Raw genomic sequence first — 20,332 nt, 5'->3', positions numbered from 1 at the left:
TATGGGCCATAAAGGAAAATTGCTTATTATAGGATCAACCGGAATGCTAGGAAGATCTTTGACAGCAGAAGCTATAAATAGAGGATATGACACTTATACAGCGTCAAGATCTTCAAGTGATCTATATATTGATATAACTGATGTTAATAGTATTATGGTGGTTGTGGATAAAGTTAACCCCGATATCATTATAAATGCAGCGGCTATTGTTAACTTAACCGAATGTGAGATTGATCCAGGTAAAGCTTATCTTGTAAATGCTCGTCCTGCTGCAATTCTTGCCGATATATCTAGTGCCAGAGGGATCTATAATATACACATTTCAACGGATCACTATTTTAGTGGCGATTTCATGCAATTGCATGATGAGAAGTATCCTGTACGTTTGCTAAATGAATATGCAAGAACCAAGTATGCTGGCGAAACATATGCCCTAACCTGTCCGAAATCTTTAGTCGTACGAACTAATATTGTCGGCTTTAGAGGACGCGCGGACCAACAAACTTTTGTTGAATGGGTGATTTATTCCTTGAGGAATGAACATAAAATGACCTTATTCGACGATTTCTATACTTCGAGTATTTCTACTAAACAATTATCTAGAACGCTGTTTGATGTTATAGATCGGCGGGAAATATACGGAACTCTCAATATTGCAAGCAAGGGAGCTTATAGCAAAAAAGATTTTATTGAGAAATTAGCTAGGTGCTTTGGTTATGGTTTAGTTCATTCATATAGCGGAAGCGTTCATGATTTGCCGGGGGTTCAAAGAGCCGATAGTTTAGGACTTAACGTTTCAAGAGTTGAAAAGATTGTTGGGTATGAAATGCCATATTTAGATGATGTTATAAACCAGTTGTATGAAGATTACATGGAGGAACAAAAGAATGGACTATGCCAATAAGGTGCTTATTAATAACAGAAAGATTTCATTAAGCGAACCCGTTTACTTCATTGCAGATATTGCTGCCAATCATGATGGTGATCTAGCACGGGCAAAAGAACTGATTTGGATGGCTAAAGAAGCGGGTGCAGATGCTGCGAAATTCCAGCATTTCAAGGCGGATAAGATTGTAAGTGATTTTGGTTTTCGACAGTTAAATGGGCAAGTAGGTCACCAGGCTTCATGGAAGCAAAGTGTATTTGATACGTATAAGCAATACGAATGTAACCGTAACTGGAATGAGGAATTAGCGCTGACTGCCCAGAAGGCAGGCATAGACTTTATGACAACTCCATATGATTATGAGGCTGTTGAATTATTAGACCCTTATATTCCTGCTTATAAAATTGGTTCGGGAGACATCACCTGGACGGATTTCATCAGCTTGATAGCAAAAAGGAACAAACCAGTACTCTTAGCTACCGGTGCCTCTGAAATGCGAGATGTGGAAAGGGCAGTGGAAGCCATATTGAACTATAACGATAAAATAGTACTTATGCAGTGTAATACTAATTACACAGGTAGCCTAGAAAATTTTAAATATGTAAATCTAAATGTTTTAAAAACATATGCGGTTAGATACCCGCAAATGATACTTGGGTTATCTGATCATACACCAGGGCATTCCACTGTGTTAGGAGCCGTTGCGTTAGGTGCACGAGTTATCGAAAAACACTTCACAGATGATAATTTTCGAATTGGCCCAGATCATCCCTTTTCAATGAATCCTCAAACATGGTATGAAATGATGCAGAGATGTAGAGAGCTTGAAGCGTCCTTAGGAACAGGAGTCAAATATGTCGAGGACAATGAGCTAGAGACCGTTGTTATACAGCGACGCTGCGTTCGCCTTAACAAAGATGTTGCATGTGGTGAAATTATAACTGAGGCTGACATCGAAGTGTTGAGACCGGCTCCGAAAGGAGCGCTCCAACCATATGAAGTAAATTTAGCTATAGGCAGGAAGTTGAAGGTTTCGAAATTAAAAGGCGATGCCTTGTATGAAATGGATTTGGTGGATTAATGTTAATCGGAACATGTGCAGGGTTAAGGGCAGTTGAAAAGGAAGATTTGAAGAAATTACTTTATTGGAGGAATCAACCGGAATTCAGGAGATATTTTCGAGAGTATCGAGAATTAAGTTTTTCAAATCAATTATCGTGGTATGAAAATGTTGTTCTCAAAGATAAAAGCACCATAATGTTTTCTATTGAGGAGTTATCAACAGGAGAATTAATTGGCGCTTGTGGCCTTTGTTATATTGATTGGGTTAATAAAAACGCAGATTTTTCAATATATATTGGAAAAGATAATCTATATATTGATGAATATTACGCCGATGATGCCGCGAAAGTTATGATCAATTATGGCTTTGATGAACTTGGCCTTCATCGTCTTTGGAGTGAAATATACGATTTAGATCTTTCAAAGCAGAAGTTATTTAAGAGATTAGGCTTTGAATTGGAAGGGAGACACCGCCACAGCCATTGGTCAGAAGGTAAGTGGAGTGACTCGTTATATTATGGTTTGATAAACACGAAAGGTTGATGACATTGATACGGAGATATGGAAAATCATTTACAGATATTGCAGATATAAAAGGACATTTTTTTTCAGAAAATGAGAATTTGGTTAGGAACAATTATAAAATGGCGGAAATATATAAATCGCAGCCTAGAAGGGAACGTTGTAAAAATTGTGACAATATTCTAAATGATAATGTTTATTTTACAAAACAAAAAATAGATTACTATCTGTGTTCTAATTGTAATCACTTAAATGGCGCTTATGAGGATACTGAAGACTTTGCCAGTGCAATATATGTCGAAGAGGTGACTAATTATTCAGTCACATACACTAATGAAAGCTTACAAAAGTATATAGAAAGAATGGATAGAGTTTATAAACCCAAAGCTGAATTTCTAATACATTGTCTTGATAACCTTGGAATAGAATATCGAAACAAATCTTTTTGTGACTTAGGAGCTGGCTCAGGCTATTTTATATATGCTTTAAATAAATTATTTGGCATTAATAAAATTAAAGGCTACGAAGTTTCAACAAAACAGGTCGAGCTGGGTAACATTATGCTGCAAAGCGAGTTCATCTATAACATTAATATTTCGGGTCTCCAGAGTGTTATTGATAATTCTACTAGTAATATTTTTTCAATGATAGGAGTACTAGAACATCTAACAAATCCTAGGGATATCTTATCCAGTTTAAGAGTAAATCCAAATGTTGAATTTTTATATTTATCGCTCCCGTTGTTTTCATATTCCGTTTTTTTTGAATTAGTAAATCAAGATGTGTTTAATCGTCATTTATCCGGCGGACATACTCATTTATATACTATGGAATCAATAGAATACCTTTGTAATGAATTTAATTTTGATATCGTAGGACAGTGGCAATTTGGAACTGACTTTATGGATCTTTATAGGCACATGGTGGTAAGAATGCACGAACTAAATGTTAGCTCCGAAGCAATTAACTTATTTGGTAGCAAGTTTACTGAAGTGTTAGATGATCTACAAAAGACAGCGGATAAACAACACTTTTCTTCTGAGATTCATCTATTACTGCAAAAACGATTGTAGTGCCCTCTGAAACTTCTTTGGTCGGTATTTTAGAGGGATATATTTCGACTTAGGGGCATGTTCTTTTAGCTAATGATGAGTCAATTATGTCCTGCCGGTGACAGAGCAAAAGGTAAGTAAAAGGTAAGTACTTGCGAGTGACTGCAAGTTAAGCAAGCGGCCTCAATTTCATTCGATTGAGGTCGCTTGAACTTTTTATACATGAAATTTTTTACCTGGTTTTCGAAAATTACGAAAACTCAGAGGAGTATTGTTTAAGTTGCTTGGTTGAGGCGTTGGCGTTTATATGCTTAAATTGACTTTTTAAAATGCTCATAACAATGAGCTAGTATTTCTAGATCACTGCGATAGTTGTCGCTATCATTATTTATATTAGCCTTATAGAAGTTTTCATTCGAGCATAATTCATACGCTTGTTCGTATAATTTTCGATAGTCTGTGCCTGTTTTTTTATAATATACGTTTATTGAAACTGTTGTTAGGAACAAGGTTTTTGCACAAAGATGAAGGTACATTTCCCTAAGCAAATCGGATTCCCTGGTGCAAATTTCTAGATCACGAAAAATATGGGTAAACCCTTCATGTTGCTCTAGTCGACCCTCGATTGATGCATAATAAGGTATGACTACTTCATTATTAATTTTTATACTATCGACTTCACTCTTTTCAGCTTTACCTTCGTTTACTAGAATAAGATCCGTGCTCTCTACATTTCCATATTGGCACAGCAGTAGTTCCCAAAACATATGAGGATACCAGTAACAAACGCTATTGTTCAGGTTTTTTTTTATGTACTCGATCCCTCTATAAATTTTGAAAAGGTTATTATTTAGAATAATACCAGACATATAATTTGAAGATAACATAAAGTTTAACAAGGCATCCCTTCCGGGATTGGCAACTAAATTTGATAGGTTGTATTGTGAGGTAGTGGAGGTCCTCATTACAGATATCTTATTGTTCGAGAGGTATAACTTATTCATAATGAAATGTAAATTATCTAGATTTATTAAATCCTCATCACTTAACAATAATATAAATTTTCCACTTGCCAATTCGCAGACTTTGCAGCAGTTAATGGAAAACCCCCGATTCTCTTCAAAGGCAAAGTATTTTAGCCTGGCGTCATCAATTTCACCTATTTTATCATAATATACTTTTGTTTCATTTTGCGTCCCATTATTAGATAAAATAACTTCAATTTCTTCATCATAGTAGGATTGCAGTAGATGAACTACATTTTCATAGGCTCTTTTTCCTCTGTTGTAACTAGGAATACAGACGCTAAGTAAAACGTGGTTGCTCTTTCGATTGTCTTTATGAATCCGGTTATTATGAATTTCATCCAAAGTATTTTGAGGCATTGAGCTACTATCAGATAAGTTGATTATATTTCTTGGGAGAAACAAATCAGAGTTGTACATATAGTGCCTGAAGCGATCAAGGTTATCAAATATTAGAGCATTAGAGATAGTTGCGTTATTTAATAATGAACCTTGCAAACAAGAAAGGAATTTTTCAATATCCTTTATTATGACGTAAGTCTTCTTGTTTCTCTTTTTTGCAGAATTTGTATATGTTAAGACATTGCTCCAATCCCAATCCTCTAATAATAAATAATCTGCAAAAACATCTAAGGTCGGGAGAGATTGTACTGGCTTGTAAGTAAATAATGTTATTTTATCTTGTATAAGTTTCTGACTCTTATTATATAAATAGTATTCATTAGATATGCCATTGGGGAGGAGCCAGAATGGTAAATCCTCAAAATCTATGATTTTCTCGACATCTAAATAATCATTCTTTTGCAAGAACTTAATATTGGCCTCATAAAGATTTCTAAATTCTTTAATGTTAGGCTTAACAAAAGCTTCTAAAATTACTTCTTCTATTTCATCTTTTGAATATCCGTATTCCTGAGCTTTCAATAGCATCTCAAAAAAAGAATTGAATTGAGACCCACTAAACAGAAAATAAGCAAAAGAGATATAAACTTTTGCTTTATATTGATGATTAATATCTTTATATTCCTTACCTTCTATCTTTTGTAAAAGATTAACATACTCCGTGTATGCTTCATCAATCAATTGACTGTCCAATAGCCTGTCTATTTTATGTAGATCCTTCTCGATTTGTTGAGCCATTACAGATAATTCTTTTTCTGTCATCTTCAATTCAGCACCTTTTTTAAGTAAATTATAGCATTAACTTTATCCAATTGAGAGGTATATAATTTTACAATTCGCCCAAAGTAATCGAATAGAAATCGGAAGAGGAATGAGTGTACCAATAAAACACTTTTTTGAGTCAGCCCATCTTTTAACAAACTCTAGCACCAAGCTGAAATTCGGTGCTTTGCCGTAGAGGGAATCGGAAATCGTGGATTCATATGCAAGTACTTTAAAACTAATAGAATTGGGATGGAGTTGGAAGGACGGGTTAAATGTAAGGAATAACAAATATAATATATCAACTGGCTGTAGGCAAAATAGAGGATAGCGTGCAGAAGTTAAACTGATTTCTGTTGCATCTGTTTCACCCCCTCTCACTCTGGTTAATAATAAAGTGGAACCCCACCATTTGCTGCTTACTAACTCACTAAAAGGTCGATTCGACATGGAGAGGCATTTATTGACAATAAAACCCTTTCCTTGGTAATTGACACTGGATTAGTTTGAGTGGTATAGTCAGAAATGTGGACTTGGTCACAGGGTCACACTCTTATTTGATAATGAAGGGAATGTTAGTGCATGCAAGGTAAAGTTAAATGGTTCAACGCAGAGAAGGGTTATGGTTTCATCGAGACTGAAGAAGGCGGCGACGTATTCGTACACTTCTCCGCAATTCAATCCGAAGGTTTCAAGACTTTGGAAGAGGGCCAATCCGTCGAGTTCGAAATTGTTGAAGGCGCTCGTGGACCGCAAGCAGCTAACGTAATCAAATTATAATCATCCGGCACAGCCGACCTACATATAACGGTACGATGGTTAACAATTGAAGATTCGCTAGCATCGACCCTGGGGGAACCTAGGGTCTTTATTTGTTTGCTCCGCAGCGGCCGTACTGAAGCTCTCTAACACGGCGTTACGCTCCACCCCACCAACCACCATCCCCCAACTTTCAGAAGAATCTCCACCGCTCTGAATCCCATTCAAAGCACGTTATCCAAGGCACCGGATAAATCAGAAACGCACGGCTCGCTTCCGGACAATCGTCGGTCATCACATACATAACCCACTTTCGACGAGTGGAAGTTCCATTCTCATAAATTGTGGCCCAGACTACAGAACTCAGCGCCCCTAAAGAAGTATCCTTTTTTTCAGAAAGGAACTACGATGGCGAGTCGATCCCTAGGCCTGATAAGCACCTCGGGCAGGGAACCTGGATAGGTACTGAAGGCACGGGTGATCTATAACATATCGCTCCGTCGCAGTTTTGCACAGTGCCCGAGCGGCAGTGGTCAAAGATATCACGGAGAGCGGGGCCCATACGGGAGTCCCGGCAAGGAGGTTAAAGGGGTGGCCAGAAAAATTTTGGTATTGGCTGATTCCGGCATGGGCTTGTATCGGTTCAGAAAAGAACTGCTGCAAAAGCTCATAGCCGAGAACTATGAAGTGCACATTTCGCTTCCTGAAGACGAGTACACCGCCCGTTTGATAGAACTGGGCTGCAAGTTTATCAATACGCGCATCGACCGCCGAGAAGCCAATCCTTTAAGGGATGGGGGGCTATTGCGCTTTTATATCCGCACGATCCGCAGCTTGAGACCGGACGCCGTGCTGACTTATTCCATGAAGCCGAATATTTACGGCGGGCTCGCCTGTCGGATGACGAACACATCTTATTTGGCCAACATCACGGGGGGAGTCGCCTTTTTGGAAAACAAGGGGTTCCTGCAAGAGATCCTGCTAAAGCTTTATAAGGCGGGTTTGAAAAATGCTTCCTGCGTGTTCTTTCAAAATGAACCGAACCGGCAGTACTTCTTAAGCAAAGGGATTGTCCGTTCGAAAACCCGGCTGCTGCCCGGTTCGGGGGTCAACCTGGAGGAGCACGGGGGCGAGGCGTATCCTCCCGACGGACTTACCCACTTTCTGTTCGTCGGCAGAATCATGAAAGCGAAAGGGGTCGGCGAGCTGCTGGAAGCGGCCAAGCGGATCAGGCGCCAGCATCCCGACGTACGATTTCATCTCGTGGGCGGCATGGAGGAGAAGCATTTCGGTAGAAAGCTGGCGGAATACGAAAATTACGGGATTATTAAATACCACGGCGAACAGAGGGATGTCCGCTCATACATCAAAAATGCGCACGCGGTGATCTTGCCGTCTTATCACGAAGGCGCCTCCAATGTCCTGCTTGAAGCGGCGTCCACTTGCCGGCCTGTATTGGCCTCCCGGGTGACGGGGTGCCGGGAAACGTTCGACGAAGGGATCAGCGGGCTCGGTTTTGAAGCCAAAAACGCGAACAGTTTAATGGATGCAATCCACCGGTTCATTGAATTGCCCTATGCGGAGAAGGAGTATATGGGAATCGCGGGGCGGGCCAAGATGGTCAAGGAATATGACCGGAGCGTCATAATCAATACTTATATAGAGGAAATAGGGTCAATATTTTGAATCGGTAAGCCCGCCTGGCTTTGTCTTTCTTTGCTCGTCTATAATGGAGATAGCAGTTCTAAAACAAATTACAATCGGCTGCTATTAGAAGTATAGACACCGGCCGAGGTATGGCCGTATTTACGAGGTGACCCGACGTGCAATTCCGCAAATTTTACAAATGGATTCCGGCCGTGATGATCATGATGCTGCTTTTCGTGTTTTCATCGCAGTCCTATCAGCAGCAGAGTCTTAAAACCGACATTGAAAAAAGCATTACACAACACTCCGTAAAGGACCGTCTAAGCGGCTTCTCGTTTACCTATGCGGGGCATGAAGTGAGTATACAGAGTTTGGGGATCGGGGGATTTATCGAGTTTTTTATCCGTAAGGCTGCCCATTTCTCCATCTACGGACTATTGGGGATGTTCGTCCTCTATGCGCTGAATTCCGGGCGGAGGGGGCGAGACTTTACTCTGGCTGTGTTCATCTCCTTCCTCTATGCTTGCTCCGACGAGGTGCACCAGGCTTTTACCCCGGATCGCACCCCAATGGTCCAGGATGTCTTGCTGGATACGGCAGGGGCCATCTGCGGCGCGCTGGTCTTGATTCTGTTTTGGCGATGGAGAACGGGGCGGAAGCTGGCGCAAGAGCGATGGAAGAGGACGCCGGAAAAAGAAAGGAAAGAAGGAGGCCCGGGAAGGGCCTCCGAATCGCGTTAAGCGTGATCGTATTGATCGCGAGATAGGATGGGGAAGTGACTTAGAAAGCAATTTACCCTCTGTTAACATTTTTTACTTTGGGCTTACATCTATGCTATAATGAAGGTGCAAAGCAAAGGAGGAGTGCCCAATGAATTACAGTATTCGTGGACAGCAAATTGAAGTGACTGAGGCCTTGAGAGAATACGTGGACAAGAAGCTCAGCCGGCTTGACAAGTACTTTGATGCACCCCCTATCTCCGATGGTAACGTCACCTTGAGTGTCGTACGAGGTTTGCACGTGGTGGAGGTTACAATTCCTCTCACCGGAGCTGTGCTTCGCGCCGAGGACCGCAGCGATGACATGTACGCATCGATCGATGCCGTTGCGGACAAGCTGGAACGGCAGATCCGCAAGCACAAGACCAAGATTAACCGCAAATTCCGCCAGGAAGGCAGCTTGAAGACGCTGTTCGTCGAGAATGGCAGCGATACCGTAGCCACGATGGAAGAAAGCGACGAGGAGCTGGAACTGGTCCGCACCAAGCGGTTTAATTTTAAACCGATGGACGTGGAAGAGGCGATTTTGCAGATGAACATGGTGGGTCATAACTTCTTTGTTTTCTCCAATATCGATACTCAGGAAATCAACGTAGTATACAAACGAAACGATGGGAAATACGGGTTGATCGAGAAGGCCTAACAATACGGAATGTCGGCTTTAAGCCTTCAACCTATCTGAATAACGGGTTAAACAGCCATTATAGCGTATCCAAACATGACGATTGTTTGAATGTCAGTGGTAATTCTTTCAATTGGAGTCAAAGGAACGAGCCTTTATCCGCCTGCGGATAGGGCTCTTTATTCGTATAGAAGAGGGTTTGACGGTTTTTTTGCCGTGACGCCGCTTGTTGCGGCACGCTCTACAAACTGTTACAATTTAGGCAAATCATCTGTTTTTGCGTGAAAGGGGTAAACCATGCTGGGAATTATGAAGAAGATATTTGGCGACACGAACGAACGTGACGTCAAACGTCTTATGAAAACGGTAGATTATATCAATACATTGGAACCGCAATTTGAAGCCCTTTCGGATGAGCAACTGAAAGCGAAGACGACTGAGTTCCGGGAACGGATCGAAAAGGGCGAAACGCTGGATGAGCTCCTGCCGGAAGCTTTTGCCACAGTGAGAGAAGCTTCGAAGAGAACGCTGGGCATGCGCCATTTTGATGTGCAAATGATCGGCGGGATGGCCTTGCACGAAGGAAGAATTTCCGAAATGAAAACCGGTGAAGGTAAAACCCTGGTCGGGACCCTGCCGGTTTATTTGAATGCGCTCCTGGGTCAAGGCGTCCATGTCGTCACCGTCAACGATTATTTGGCGCAGCGGGACAGCCAGCAAATGGGGCAAATTTATAACTTCCTCGGCATGACCGTCGGGGTAAACCTGAACGGGATGGAACATCACGAGAAACAGGAAGCCTATGCCTGTGATATCACGTACGGAACGAATAACGAATTCGGGTTTGACTACCTTCGCGACAATATGGTGCTGTACAAAGAACAGATGGTACAACGCCCGCTCTATTTCTGTATTATTGACGAAGTCGATTCCATTCTTATCGATGAAGCGCGGACGCCGCTGATCATTTCGGGACAAGCCCAGAAATCGACCGAGTTGTACTATGCGGCGGACCGTTTTGTGAAACGCCTGGAGCCTGAAGAAGACTATACCGTGGATATTAAGGTGAAAGCCGTAGCCCTGACCGAAAAAGGGGTGGCCAAAGCCGAGAAAGCGTTCGGCATCGACAACCTGTATGATCCCAACCATATTACACTGAACCACCACGTGGTACAGGCGCTTAAAGCCAACGTCATTATGCGCCGCGACGTAGACTACGTAGTCACCGAAGATGAAGTGCTGATCGTCGACGAATTTACGGGACGCATTATGCAGGGCCGCCGATACAGCGACGGTCTGCATCAGGCGATCGAAGCGAAGGAAGGCATCGATGTTCAGAACGAAAGCATGACGCTGGCCACGATCACGTTCCAGAACTACTTCCGGATGTACCGCAAGCTGGCCGGGATGACCGGTACGGCGAAAACCGAGGAAGAAGAATTCAAGAAAATCTACGGCCTGGAAGTATTGCAGGTGCCGACGAACCGGCCGAACCGCCGTCAGGACTTGCCGGACGTGGTATACAAGAGCGAGGACGGCAAGTTCAAAGCCGTGGTCGACGAAATCGTCAACCGGCACAAGAACAATCAGCCGGTGCTGGTCGGTACGGTCTCGATCGAGAACTCCGAACGCGTCGCGGAAATGCTGAAGCGTAAAGGCGTCAAGCATAAAGTCCTGAACGCGAAGTACCATGCCGAAGAGGCCGAGATCATTTCCCGCGCCGGTGAGCCGGGTGCCGTGACCATCGCTACCAACATGGCGGGCCGCGGTACGGACATCCTGCTGGGCGAAGGCGTGGCCGATTTGGGCGGGCTGCACATTATCGGGACCGAGCGGCATGAATCCCGCCGGATCGACAACCAGCTGCGCGGCCGGGCAGGCCGTCAGGGCGACCCGGGGTCGACCCAGTTCTACCTGTCCCTCGGCGATGAACTGATGAAGCGGTTCGGGGCCGACAACGTGTTGAACATGATGGACCGCCTGGGTTTTGAAGAGGATCAGCCGATCGAAAGCAAAATGATTACGCGCGCGATCGAATCCGCCCAGAAACGGGTGGAAGGCAACAACTTCGATGTGCGTAAAGTCGTATTGCAGTATGACGACGTAATGAACCAACAGCGGGAGATCATCTACAAACAACGCCGCGAGCTGCTGGAATCGGAGAACATCAAGCCGCTGATCATCGATATGATCAAGCCGGTCATTGAGCGCGTTGTCCAGGCGCACACGGCGGATGAAATTCCGGAGAACTGGGAGCTGCAAGAGGTTGCAGATTATGTGAACAGCAAGCTGCTTGAAGAAGGCGCCCTGACGAAGGATGATCTATGGGGGAAAGAACAGGAGGAAATGATCGAGTTCATTTTTGAACGTGTCATGAAGAAATACGATGTCCGCGAAGAAGCGCTCGGATCGGAAATGGTTCGCGAATTCGAGAAGGTCATCGCCCTCCGTTCGGTCGACAGTAAATGGATGGACCATATCGACGCCATGGATCAGCTGCGTCAAGGGATTCATCTTCGTGCCTACGGCGGTACGGATCCGCTTCGCGAATACCAGTTCGAAGGCTACGAGATGTTCAACCAGATGGTCGCCAGCATCCAGGAGGAAGTGGCCACGTACATCATGAAGGCGCAAGTGGAAAGCAACCAGGAGCGTCAGGCGGTCGTGGACGAGGACAAAATCTCCACCAGCGGCGAGCCGGCCGAGAAGCGTCCGGTACAGCGCGGAGAGCAGATCGGGCGCAACGATCTTTGCCCTTGCGGCAGCGGCAAGAAGTACAAACACTGCCACGGACAAAACGCTTAAGCAGCCGGAATGGGCTCGGGTAGTTTAAGAATAAAGCGGGGGGCCGTCCGTCGGATGGCATCCCCGTTTCTGCTTGCATATTATGTGATGACGAAAGGTGGAATCTCAGCATGATCGATGCTAACGTGAAACAGGACATGCGTGAAATAGCCAAGAAATTATCCAATCTTAGGGGGTCTCTTTGACTTAGACCTCAAACAGGAAATGATCGCGAACTTTGAGGAAAAGATGGCCGCCCCCGACTTCTGGGACGACAACGACAAGGCGCAGAGCGTTATTGCCGAGCTGAACGCCGTCAAGTCTTCCGTCGACCAATACAGCGCCCTGCAGCAAGAGTATGACGATGCCGAAATGATGGCGGAACTGGCCGAAGAAGAAGGCGACGAGTCGCTCGCGGAAGAAATCGCCGCCTCGGTCGCGTCGCTGCTCAAGAAGCTGGAGGAGTTCGAGCTTCAACTGCTGCTCAGCCAGCCGTACGACAAAATGAACGCCATCCTGGAGCTCCATCCGGGCGCCGGCGGCACCGAATCCCAGGATTGGGGCCAAATGCTGCTGCGGATGTATACCCGTTGGGCGGAAAAACGCGGCTTCAAAGTAGAAACGCTCGATTACCTTCCCGGTGATGAAGCCGGAATTAAGAGCGTTACCCTGCTGATCAAGGGGTATAATGCTTACGGCTACTTGAAGGCGGAAAAAGGCGTGCACCGGCTCGTCCGCATTTCGCCGTTCGACTCCTCCGGCCGCAGACATACTTCGTTCGTCTCCTGCGACGTCGTGCCGGAAATTACGGACGACGTCGAAATCGAGATCCGCACGGAGGATCTGAAGATCGATACGTACCGGGCCAGCGGCGCCGGCGGTCAGCACATCAACACGACCGACTCGGCCGTGCGGATTACCCACTTGCCGACCGGTATCGTGGTGACGTGCCAGAACGAGCGTTCGCAGATCAAGAACCGGGAGCGTGCGATGACGATGCTCCGTTCCAAGCTGTACGAGCGCAAGCTGGAAGAGCAGCAGAAGGAACTGGACGAGATTCGCGGCGAGCAATCCGATATCGCGTGGGGCAGCCAGATCCGTTCCTATGTTTTTCATCCGTACAGCATGGTTAAGGACCATCGGACTTCCGTGGAAACCGGGAATGTCGGAGCCGTCATGGACGGCGATCTGGACGCGTTTATCGACGGGTATTTGCGGAGCCAGATCAAAACTGAGGCCAACTAAGTCGGAGAATGATTTAAAGATAAGTGTCGACAGTCCTACACTAAGAGAAAGCCTTTATGCCGGAGACAAGCGGAATTCCCGCTGTTCCCTCCGGCCGGGCCGCCTCCGGGGTGTAGGAATTTTTTTGGATGAGTGAGGAGGGGCAGGGGTGCCGCCAAAAACCCGCAAACGCAGATTCAATGAATACATTCCCGTTACCGGCCCGGTGAGGCATACGATGGATACCCTGATGATTATCGTCGGTTCGTTCATTACCGCGCTCGCTTTTAACCTGTTTCTCGTGCCGAACCATATCGCTTCCGGCGGGGTGTCCGGTTTGTCGGTTATCGCCCAGTCGCTGTTCGGCATCGAGCCCGCTTATACGCAGTGGGCTTTGAACATTCCGCTTTTTATCGCGGGCTTCCTGCTGCTGGGGCGCAATTACGCGATCCGCTCCCTGCTCGGCACGGTGATTCTGCCGTTGTTCGTGTTAATGACCCGGGTTTTTCCCGTTCCGACCACCGACCCGCTGCTGGCTTCTCTCTACGGGGGAATCGGCGTCGGTCTGGGACTCGGGATCGTGTTCCGGGGCCGCGGTTCGACAGGCGGGCTATCCACCCTGGCTCAAATCATTCAAAAATACAGCGGACTCAGCCTGTCGGTCTGCGTCGTCCTGATGGACGGGACGGTGATCGCCCTGGCCGGGTTTGTTCTTTCTCCGGAAAAGGCGCTGTACGCATTGATCGGCCTTTACATCACCGGCAAAATCATCGATTCCATCGAATTGGGCTTCAATTACACGAAAGTGGCGTATATTATCGCGGAAAATACCGAGGCTATCGCCCAAGCGGTTCTCTCTGAGCTGGACCGGGGGTTGACGAAGCTGAACGCCCGTGGCGGCTATACGGGGGATGACCGGACCGTGTTGATGGTCGTCGTCGGCCAGAGCGAAGTCACGCGGCTTAAGACGCTCGTCCAGAAGCTGGAGCCCTCCGCTTTTGTCATCATTACCAACGCCCACGAAGTGTTGGGCAAGGGTTTCAAGCGCTCGGAGCAGGCATAGGAAGCTGTGAGGCGGGGCCCTAGCCCAGTGGGCCGACCTGCAAGCAAAGGCTGGCGGGCTGCCGTAGAAGCCGGAATGCTGCAGCAACCGGATTGCCGCAAAAGCCGGACTGCAGCAAGCTGCCAGACACCGGACCGCCGCAAAAGGCCGGACTGTTGCAAAAGCTGCCAGACGCCGGACCGCCGCAAAAGCCGGACTGTTGCAAAAGCTGCCAGACGCCGGACTGCCGCAAATGCCGTAGCTGCCGGACCGCCAAAATTAGCAAAAAGATGCAATAGTGCAGGAATTTCACGGCATTTGCAAGTCATCAAGCGGAAAGATGCGATAGTGCGGGAATTTTTGGAAGATCGGGGATATGGATACTTTTCTGACGAAAAAAACTGCAGATTTGCAGGAATTTTTTAATTCGGTCTCCAAACGACGAAAATTCCTGCAGATTTGCAGGAATTTCGGTTCACGAAATGGGCGCGCGCTCCCGGCTGACAAGCCGGCCAGGTGAATAAGGGCCTGTGTTTGGATTCGGCACCGGGTTTGATGCAACCTCAGTGCGGGTTAAAGGGATTTTCCTTTTTAACCCGCACTTTTTTTTATAAATTACAGCAAGACTTCCTCCGTATTCGCATCATTAAAGTTATAGGAGTCGTAGAAGTTGGTTACGATCCACTGACCGTCCTCCAAATAGGTAAGTTCAAGCGTTTGCTGAATACTGGTATCTTCGGTCTTCTTGGTTGAAGGGTCGGCTGAAGGATGAACCGACTCGCTCAAATCCACCTTCATGTTGACCGTCGCTTTATACTCCCCGTCCCAGCCCGACAGCTTAATGCTGTCCAAGTCGAACGCGATTTTCTTCACCTTTGCACTGTAAACCGCCTTCTCCGCTTTCAATTCCTGAATCAGCGAATGAATCGCCTGTTTGACCGGTTCCGACAGATGAGCCGCCTTAGAGGTGTCCTGCGTGTTCATGGCCGTTACCATCTCTTGAAAAAACGTCTTTGCGGCCGCCTGAACGGTTTGCCGGAACGCATCATTTTCCGGTTCGAGCCCTATCCGGATGTAGGAATCCCGGATGGGGAGTTTCTCGCTCCGGATCAGGCCCCACGGATATTCTTTCTGTATATACACCTCACTGCTGCCGTCCAGCAGGAGCGGGCCGATCTCCTTGAAATTACCGGTGGTGAGTCCAGTATCCTTGTCATCGATAAAAATAGCGGCATCCTGCTCATCGGACACCACGGTGATGTAGCTGCCCTCCAAATCCAGGTTGACGTCATAATAGCGGAGAGCATCGCCGAAGGTGACGGTCTCTTTCTTTTCGATCGCGGCAAACTTGCCTTCGTATTCCGCAAGTATCTCATGCGTTCCGGGGATCAGCGGCCCGATTTTCTCGCCGAGGTAATCTTCGTCTGAAGTCATCATTTCTTTCCCGTCGACCGATATTTTGGTTCCCTCAAAGGTTGTTTCGACATAGGGATAAATGGGCGCCACAACCAACGTGTAATTATCGAAGAGCCACAGTTTTTTCCCCGACTTCTTCACCTGAACGATGTTGCTGTCAGATTCCTCCGAATCGGTAAATTCGCCCTCGGCCTTTTTGGCTTTCGCCGCTTGATCACGCAGCCTTTGGACCAGGGCAGTGCGGCTGAACTCGTCTTTTTTCAAGTAATTCAGCAGCGGGATAACGGTATCTTTATTGATGGTCAGAGCCTTGTCCTCCGGCTGGAGGAGGGAGGCGAGCGCAGCGGCGTCGCCCTTTTTGATGGCTTGTTCAAAACGGGATACGACCCGGTTGCCATCGGTCAAATAGGCCCCGGCGGCATACAAGCCGCCGAGTATAACGACAAAGACCAGAACGCTAAGGGTGACCCATTTATGGCGTTTGATCCAGGACATGGCCGAGGCCGCTCTCTTTTTCCGCTGGATCGGAGCCTCCGTTCCGGAAATCCCGGGCGCTTCGGAAGCGAGAGCTTCAATCGGCATCATTTCCTGCGCAGCGGCGGACTCGGCGGCAGGAACCGTCGGTGCCAGATCCGGATCTTCCACCACAGTGCCGCATTCGGGGCAAAATCGCGAGCCCGGAGCAAGCTTTACACCACATTCGCTACAGTAGTTCACCATAGATTGTTTTCCCTCCCAAATCTCCGTTATAGAAGGCCGCCCATTAAAGCGTCAATCCCGAAATCGGCAAATTTGAAGAGAATATAGCCGAACGCGATGCTGGCGATGACGGCGCCGTACAGTGGGTCCAATCCGCCGCCCGATTCCTTCCGGCTGCCAATAACGACCGCAATGATCGCTGTGAAAATGAACGTCAGGGCAAGCGAGAAAAAGAAGAGCGAAACGTTTGGACTGAACTGCAGGATAATGCTGAGATTACATAGCGCCAAGGCGGCGGTTGCCGGTACGAGCAACGTCCCCAGCTTGGTGGTCACGGACCTGTAGTCGCTGGCCACACGGGCCAACCGGATGAGTCCAAACGCGATCGCGCTGGCCAGAAGCAGGGCGATCAGGATTAAAATAAACGGCTTGATGACGCCGCCGATAAACGGCAGATGAAAAAACGGGTTCCGCAGGCTCGTAAGGTAAAACGCGAGCGGGAGCAATAGCGAGGTGAGTACCATCGTAATGATCCCATTGGTAAAATGCGACTTGTCCAAAGTGGCGGCCGTGCCGAACGGGTTCATCAACGCCTTCAAATAATAGGCGAAATACTGCTTGCTGATTACCGTTCCCTGCTGGACGACCTGACTTTTTTTCACTTGCTCCCAGCTTTTCGCCATCGACGGCAGCTCGGGAATATCCGTTGATCCGGATGAGGCAGCCTGCTGCACGCCGGAAGCCGGCCTTGCTTGGGATGCCGGGTTCGCGTTGGTTACAGGGTTCCCATGGATGGTTGGGCTCCCGTCAGGCGTTGGGTTCGTGTGGGCATGGGATGCCGGTTCTGTTGGAGCAGCCGTTCCCGGTACCCGGGCAGGGTTGTCCAAGCCGGGGGCAGCGGAATTCGAATTCGACGGGAACGTAAAGGTGACAATGTCCCCGGTTTCCGAGGTCGCCGCCGACTGGCTCGGGTTGGACGGACCGGACTCCTCTGTCAAGGGACTTCCGCATTTGACGCAGAATCTTCCCTTTTCATAAATTTGACCACATTGCATACAAATCATATGTATTTCAACCTCCTCAAGAAATAAGGCACATAACTCCAGAATAGTAGTATGACGGGAAGAATACAAACCATAAAATGGAAAAGAATATGAAAGAGACTGATATGCCGCGAAAATTTCCCGTTGTATATATATTAATATGAATGTATAATAATACGTACTTACGAATGAAGGGGCCCGATTCTTAAATACCAAGCGTCCTTGAGAGGAGAAAGAGAGGCAGAAGGTGAGCATGGAGAAAGTCAAAGTTGCCATTGTCGGTTCCACGGGGTATGGCGGTGTGGAGCTGATTCGTTTTTTATTGGGACATCCGCAGGTGGAGATTGCCTCGGTCATTTCCGCATCCAGTGCGGGAGCACCGATCACGGAAGGGTTTCCGCATCTGTCGGACATCGTAACCCGGCCGTTGGACGGGGTCGATCCGCGGGAAATCGCCGAAAAAGCCGACGTGGTGTTCACCGCCACTCCTTCCGGCGTCAGCGGGAAACTGGTTCCGCAGCTGTTGGACGCCGGGCTCAAGGTAATCGATCTGTCGGGCGACTTCCGGATCAAGGATGGCGCGGTATACGAGACGTGGTATAAGCATGAAGCGCCGAAAGCGGAGCTGCTCGAAAAAGCGGTCTACGGCCTGTCCGAGATCAACGGAGCCCAGGTCAAGGGGGCCGGCTTGATTTCCAATCCCGGCTGTTATCCGACGGCCACGCTTTTGGGCCTGATTCCGGTGCTGCGTGAGGGATGGATCGATCCCGCATCGATCATTATCGACGCCAAATCGGGCGTTTCCGGCGCGGGCCGGGGCACCAGCCTGACGACGCATTACGCGGAAATCAATGAGAACCTGAAGGTTTACAAAGTCAACAAGCATCAGCATATCCCGGAAATTGAACAATGCCTGTCGGAGGCGGCCGGCGAAGCGGTGACCGTGACGTTCACCACCCATCTGACGCCGATGACGCGGGGCATCATGAGTACGATGTACACCAGTTTAAAAGGAAACTATACCGAGGAAAACCTCGTGGAACTATACCGCCAATATTACGAAGGACGGCCGTTCGTCCGCATCAGAGAGTCCGGGAAATGGCCGGCGACCAAAGAAGTGTTCGGGTCCAATTATTGCGATATCGGCTTTGCCGTCGACCCGCGAACCGGGCGTCTGACGATCATTTCGGTGATCGATAATGTCGTCAAGGGAGCCGCCGGGCAGGCGATCCAGAACCTGAACCTGATGATGGGCTGGGACGAAGTGCTGGGCCTTCAATTGAGTCCGGTGTATCCGTAAATCGTTCTATGGGCCATTCCAAATAAAAAGATAAGGTGCCAAATCGAAAGGAGAACGTCATGGGAGTAGTTAGTTTGTTTAGCGTGGCGCCGGAGGGTTCCATTACCTCGCCGAAGGGATTTCGGGCCGGCGGCCTGCATTGCGGCCTGAAGAAAACGACGCGCAACGATCTCGGCGCGATCGTGTGCGAGGTGCCCGCGGTGGCGGCGGCCGTCTATACGACGAACGTGTTCCAGGCCGCCCCGTTGAAAGTGACGCGAGAGAGTCTCGCGTCCGGCGGGCGGCGGCTGAAAGCCGTCGTCGTCAACAGCGGCAACGCCAACGCCTGCACCGGGCAGCAGGGCGAGGCCGATGCCTACGCCATGCGCGCCGCGGCGGCCGCGGCCTTCGGGCTCGCCGAGCACGAAGTCGCCGTCGCCTCCACGGGCGTCATCGGCGAACTGCTGCCGATGGACCGCGTCGAAGGCGGCATCGCCGGCTTGCCGGGCGTGCTGTCCGGCGGCGGCGACGGCGCCGAGCAGTTCTGCCAGGCGATTCTTACCACCGACCTCGTGAAGAAGGAGGTGTGCGTGAGCCTGGCGGTGGACGGCCGCGAGGTGCGGATCGCCGGGGCGGCCAAGGGCTCGGGCATGATCCATCCGAACATGGCGACGATGCTCGCCTTCGTGACGACCGATGCCGCCGTCGAGCCGCAGGCGCTGCAAAGCCTGCTCGGCACCACCACCGACGTGACGTTCAACATGATCACGGTCGACGGGGATACGAGCACGAACGACATGTTGGTCGCCATGGCCAGCGGGCTGGCGGGCAACCGGGAGCTGGCGCCGGGCCATCCCGACTGGGAGGCCTTCGCGGCCGGGTTTCGCCATGTGTGCCAGACGCTGGCACAGGCGATCGCCCGCGACGGCGAAGGCGCCACGCGCCTGGTTGAAGTGACGGTGGAAGGCGCCGTCACCGATGCTTCCGCGCGCGTCATCGCCAAGACGATCGTCGGCTCCAGCCTGGTGAAGTCGGCCGTTTTCGGGGCCGACGCCAACTGGGGCCGCATCATCGCGGCGGTCGGCCGCGCCGGGGAGCCGGTGAATCCGGATACCGTCGATATCCGGCTGGGCGACATCGTCGTTTTGGCCGGCTCGCGCCCGATTCCTTTTGACGAGGATGAGACACTGGCCTATCTCCAGGGCGATACGGTTGCGATTCACGTCGACCTGCACGGGGGCAGCGGCCGCGCGACGGCCTGGGGCTGCGATTTGACTTATGACTATGTGAGAATCAATGCGGCTTATCGGACATAGGCGGCGGAGAT

General features: G+C 48.7%; 16 protein-coding genes. 13 read left to right on the top strand and 3 right to left on the bottom strand.

The genetic code is table 11. The features are described from left to right. Nucleotide 1: 1 nt before the first annotated feature. The 4 genes from V4U84_RS03875 to V4U84_RS03860 are packed head-to-tail and all read left to right on the top strand — an operon-like array spanning nt 2 to nt 3,543. Nucleotides 2-904, top strand: a complete 903-nt coding sequence (locus tag V4U84_RS03875; RefSeq protein ID WP_334072144.1) for an SDR family oxidoreductase — start codon at nt 2-4, stop codon at nt 902-904. Then, nucleotides 888-1,967: an N-acetylneuraminate synthase family protein gene (locus tag V4U84_RS03870; protein ID WP_334072143.1), complete on the top strand. Its 1,080-nt coding sequence runs from the start codon at nt 888-890 to the stop codon at nt 1,965-1,967. Before V4U84_RS03875 ends, V4U84_RS03870 begins: the two co-directional genes overlap by 17 nt. Beyond that, nucleotides 1,967-2,491, top strand: coding sequence for a GNAT family N-acetyltransferase (locus tag V4U84_RS03865; protein WP_334072142.1), 525 nt, complete (start codon nt 1,967-1,969; stop codon nt 2,489-2,491). Before V4U84_RS03870 ends, V4U84_RS03865 begins: the two co-directional genes overlap by 1 nt. Nucleotides 2,492-2,496: 5 nt before the next feature. Next, entirely contained in the window at nt 2,497-3,543 is a 1,047-nt protein-coding gene (locus tag V4U84_RS03860; protein WP_334076790.1) for a methyltransferase domain-containing protein, read from the top strand. 290 nt (nt 3,544-3,833) lie between these two features. Here V4U84_RS03860 and V4U84_RS03855 read toward each other — a convergent pair whose 3' ends face one another. Next, the gene (locus V4U84_RS03855) at nt 3,834-5,711 is read right to left on the bottom strand and encodes a glycosyltransferase (RefSeq protein ID WP_334072140.1); all 1,878 of its coding nucleotides are present in this window, start codon (nt 5,709-5,711) and stop codon (nt 3,834-3,836) included. A gap of 582 nt (nt 5,712-6,293) precedes the next feature. Between V4U84_RS03855 and V4U84_RS03850 the strand changes: the two genes are divergently transcribed. The 7 genes from V4U84_RS03850 (at nt 6,294) to V4U84_RS03820 (ending at nt 14,589) form a co-directional block, all read left to right on the top strand. Continuing rightward, on the top strand, nt 6,294-6,491 hold the full coding sequence (locus V4U84_RS03850) for a cold-shock protein (protein ID WP_007132290.1): 198 nt from the start codon (nt 6,294-6,296) through the stop codon (nt 6,489-6,491). A 570-nt stretch (nt 6,492-7,061) separates the two neighbouring features. Further along, nucleotides 7,062-8,156: a glycosyltransferase family 4 protein gene (locus V4U84_RS03845; RefSeq protein WP_334072139.1), complete on the top strand. Its 1,095-nt coding sequence runs from the start codon at nt 7,062-7,064 to the stop codon at nt 8,154-8,156. 137 nt (nt 8,157-8,293) lie between these two features. Further along, a complete protein-coding gene (locus V4U84_RS03840; RefSeq protein WP_334072138.1) occupies nt 8,294-8,857 on the top strand; it encodes a VanZ family protein in 564 nt (187 codons plus the stop codon). A 130-nt stretch (nt 8,858-8,987) separates the two neighbouring features. Beyond that, complete coding sequence (gene hpf, locus V4U84_RS03835; protein WP_334072137.1) at nt 8,988-9,539, top strand: ribosome hibernation-promoting factor, HPF/YfiA family; 552 nt, start codon at nt 8,988-8,990, stop codon at nt 9,537-9,539. Between the two features lie 276 nt (nt 9,540-9,815). Continuing rightward, on the top strand, nt 9,816-12,323 hold the full coding sequence (secA, locus tag V4U84_RS03830) for a preprotein translocase subunit SecA (RefSeq protein WP_334072136.1): 2,508 nt from the start codon (nt 9,816-9,818) through the stop codon (nt 12,321-12,323). 110 nt (nt 12,324-12,433) lie between these two features. Continuing rightward, nucleotides 12,434-13,547 (top strand): peptide chain release factor 2 gene (gene prfB, locus V4U84_RS03825; protein ID WP_334072135.1). Its coding sequence is split into 2 segments (ribosomal slippage): nt 12,434-12,505 and nt 12,507-13,547, totalling 1,113 coding nucleotides; the frame shifts between segments, so codons are not numbered across the junction. 148 nt (nt 13,548-13,695) lie between these two features. Further along, nucleotides 13,696-14,589, top strand: a complete 894-nt coding sequence (locus V4U84_RS03820) for a YitT family protein (protein ID WP_334072134.1) — start codon at nt 13,696-13,698, stop codon at nt 14,587-14,589. 594 nt (nt 14,590-15,183) lie between these two features. On the opposite strand, the gene V4U84_RS03815 is transcribed toward V4U84_RS03820, so the two are convergent. Further along, complete coding sequence (locus V4U84_RS03815; RefSeq protein ID WP_334072133.1) at nt 15,184-16,704, bottom strand: zinc ribbon domain-containing protein; 1,521 nt, start codon at nt 16,702-16,704, stop codon at nt 15,184-15,186. Nucleotides 16,705-16,730: 26 nt separating this feature from the next. Further along, nucleotides 16,731-17,747, bottom strand: a complete 1,017-nt coding sequence (locus V4U84_RS03810) for a hypothetical protein (protein WP_334076789.1) — start codon at nt 17,745-17,747, stop codon at nt 16,731-16,733. 232 nt (nt 17,748-17,979) lie between these two features. On the opposite strand from V4U84_RS03810, the gene argC reads away from it, so the two are divergent. Both argC and argJ read left to right on the top strand, forming a co-directional pair. Continuing rightward, a complete protein-coding gene (gene argC / locus V4U84_RS03805) occupies nt 17,980-19,026 on the top strand; it encodes an N-acetyl-gamma-glutamyl-phosphate reductase (protein ID WP_334072131.1) in 1,047 nt (348 codons plus the stop codon). A gap of 59 nt (nt 19,027-19,085) precedes the next feature. Continuing rightward, a complete protein-coding gene (gene argJ / locus V4U84_RS03800; protein ID WP_334072130.1) occupies nt 19,086-20,321 on the top strand; it encodes a bifunctional glutamate N-acetyltransferase/amino-acid acetyltransferase ArgJ in 1,236 nt (411 codons plus the stop codon). Nucleotides 20,322-20,332: the final 11 nt, after the last annotated feature.

The organism is Paenibacillus sanfengchensis (genome assembly GCF_036864765.1).
Taxonomy (GTDB): Bacteria; Bacillota; Bacilli; order Paenibacillales; family Paenibacillaceae; genus Fontibacillus; species Fontibacillus sanfengchensis.
Note: the sequence above shows the minus strand (reverse complement) of the source record. Positions and strands in the feature narration are given on the sequence as shown.